The 2595-nt window shown below is 37.9% G+C and carries 2 protein-coding genes and 1 pseudogene; all 3 read right to left on the bottom strand.

Annotated features, from left to right (window positions below; genetic code table 11):
- Nucleotides 1-1385, bottom strand: a 1385-nt coding sequence (gene recJ / locus ABIQ28_RS09055) for a single-stranded-DNA-specific exonuclease RecJ (RefSeq protein ID WP_348036564.1), incomplete at its 3' end; no start/stop codon positions are given.
- A 126-nt stretch (nt 1386-1511) separates the two neighbouring features.
- Nucleotides 1512-1934 (bottom strand): OsmC family protein, encoded by a 423-nt coding sequence (locus ABIQ28_RS09050; protein ID WP_348036563.1) that lies wholly within the window; start codon nt 1932-1934, stop codon nt 1512-1514.
- Between the two features lie 511 nt (nt 1935-2445).
- Nucleotides 2446-2595: pseudogene (locus ABIQ28_RS09045) on the bottom strand (uracil-DNA glycosylase family protein); the annotation flags it as partial.

Raw genomic sequence — 2595 nt, 5'->3', positions numbered from 1 at the left:
GTAATATCTTTCAAATCGATGGGCATATCCACTCTGATTTCTGGAACCAACAACGCCCGATCGATGGTTTTGGAAACCTCATCTTCAAATGCTTGTTTAAACGCTTCATAGTTTTCTTCCTTGAGCGTTAAACCTGCGGCATATTTATGACCGCCAAACTGCTCAATATGTTCACTGCACGCTTCTAAGGCATTGTACACGTCAAATCCAGATACAGATCGTGCGGAAGCGGCCAATCTATCGCCACTTTTAGTAAACACCAAAGTTGGTCGGTAGTACGTTTCAATCAAACGCGACGCCACAATACCAATCACGCCTTTGTGCCAAGATTCTTGATAAACAACCGAAGTGAAGCGTTCGTGCTCCTCAGATTCTTCAATTTGCATTAAGGCTTCTTGAGTAATGAGCTGATCAGCTTCTTTTCGGTCGGTGTTGAATTGTTCAATTTGAAGCGCGTAGGTTTTTGCAAGTTCAGCATCTTCTTCAGTCAGCAAAGCCACGGCATGATTCCCGTGTTGCATTCGTCCTGCGGCATTTATTCTTGGCGCCACAATAAAAACGACATCGGTTATGGTCAACTCCGTTTTTTTAGTCTGATCAATAATGGCTTTAATTCCTGCACGCGGATTTTGGTTAATCACTTGCAATCCAAAATAAGCCAAAATCCTATTTTCTCCAGTAATAGGAACGATATCGGCACCAATCGCCATAGCAACCAAATCCAGATATTCGATTAAATCCTCAATGGTTTTGCCGTCTCTAGAAGCTAAGGCCTGAACCAATTTAAAACCCACGCCACAACCGCACAACTCATCATAAGGATAAGAACAATCGTCTCGTTTTGGATCTAAAATAGCAACGGCATCAGGAAGTTCGGCACCTGGCCTGTGATGGTCGCAAATGATAAAATCGATACCTTTCTCTTTAGCATAAGCAACTTTATCAATCGCTTTGATACCACAATCGAGCGCTATAATCAGCGAAACATCATTGTCATGTGCAAAATCAATTCCTTTTATAGAAACGCCATAACCTTCCTCATAACGATCAGGAATATAAGTGGCTACAGCATCTGTTCTTGTTTTCAGATAGGACGACATTAAGGCCACTGAACTCGTTCCATCCACGTCATAATCGCCAAATACCAAAATGTTTTCGCCGTCGGCAAATGCTTTTTCAATGCGTTCCACGGCCTTGTCCATATCCTTCATTAAAAAAGGATCGTGCAATTCATTAAGACTTGGCCTAAAAAACTGTTTGGCGTCTTCATAAGTCTCAATGCCACGTGAAAGCAATAAGGACGCAATGGCATCCTCCACTTGAAGTGCCTCACTCAAATGCTTTACTTTAGAAAGTTCTGGTTTTGGTTTTAGAGTCCAACGCATTTTTTAGTTTCAAGTTTCGGGTTTGAAATGTTTCAAGTTTAGTATTTATTAGACCTGACAGGTTTTCCGCCTGCGCTGAAGCTTCGGCGGACAAGTAAAAACCTGTCAGGTCTTGATCTAAACTATTTATTTATTATGATAATGTATTGACGTGTTTACTTTCGCAAATTTCCTAAACATTTCCATAACGCCACAATATTTCTCGATGGATAAATCGACTGCTTTTTTAATTTTATCTTCGTTTAAGTTTTCGCCATAAAAGTGATATTCTACAGAAACGGTATGGTAAATTTTTGGATGCTCTTCGGTCAATTGGCCATAAGTATCCATTCTGAAATCTGAAATCTGAACTTTCATTTTGTCCAAAACAGATACCACGTCTAATCCTGAACATCCCGCCAAAGCAGAAAGCATCATAGCTTTTGGGCGTAATCCAGAATTATGCCCGCCGTGCTCTTCAGACGTATCCATAAAAAGGGTTTTTCCGCTTGGGTTATCGGATTCAAATTGTGAGTTGCCTTTCCAGTGCGTGATGACTTTATCTTCCATTTGTATAAGTTTTAAGTTAAAAAGTATTTGAAGTGACAAGTACTTCTAAGGTTATATTCTTTTATCCAAAAATACCACTAAATATTAAGATTAGGCCTTCTAGGAAAGCGCAATATATTTAGTGTCAAAAAGAAATTGATAATTTACAAAACCTAACAAAGTTTGTTATGAAATTTTCAAAAATTCATGTTCTTTGATAATCAAAAAGATTAGCTAAACCATAATTTGGGTCAAGTCACGTCACAGTAATATTCTGTGCACCGATTTATTTTAGCGTTAAAATGGAAAATCATGAATACACCTGGGAAAACTTTTACTTATTTATTTATAATAATAATTCTAATTTTAGAAATAATGAAATCTGTCAGAATTTGCCAACTTAAAGAGGTAGAATCCCCAACAATTGAATCGATTGGAAATTATGAAATGAAATCAAAAATAGATTATCTAAAAAGCACAGATTCCATCATAAAGATCAACAAGCCTAATTGAAAATTATTTATAATCCAATTTAAGAATTCAGGATAGCTTTGATTGCTAGATTCAACTCCGGCACAACCTCCTTCTCAAACCATGGATTCCGAGTCAACCAAAACCGATTTCTCGGACTTGGATGCGGCAATGGAAAATAGTTAGGTAAGTATTCTTGATAATTATCTAC

Origin of the sequence: Gelidibacter sp., from assembly GCF_039916245.1 — a bacterium.
GTDB lineage: Bacteria > Bacteroidota > Bacteroidia > Flavobacteriales > Flavobacteriaceae > Gelidibacter.
The sequence above is the reverse complement of the archived record's forward strand: the minus strand, read 5'-3'. Positions and strand labels throughout refer to the sequence as shown.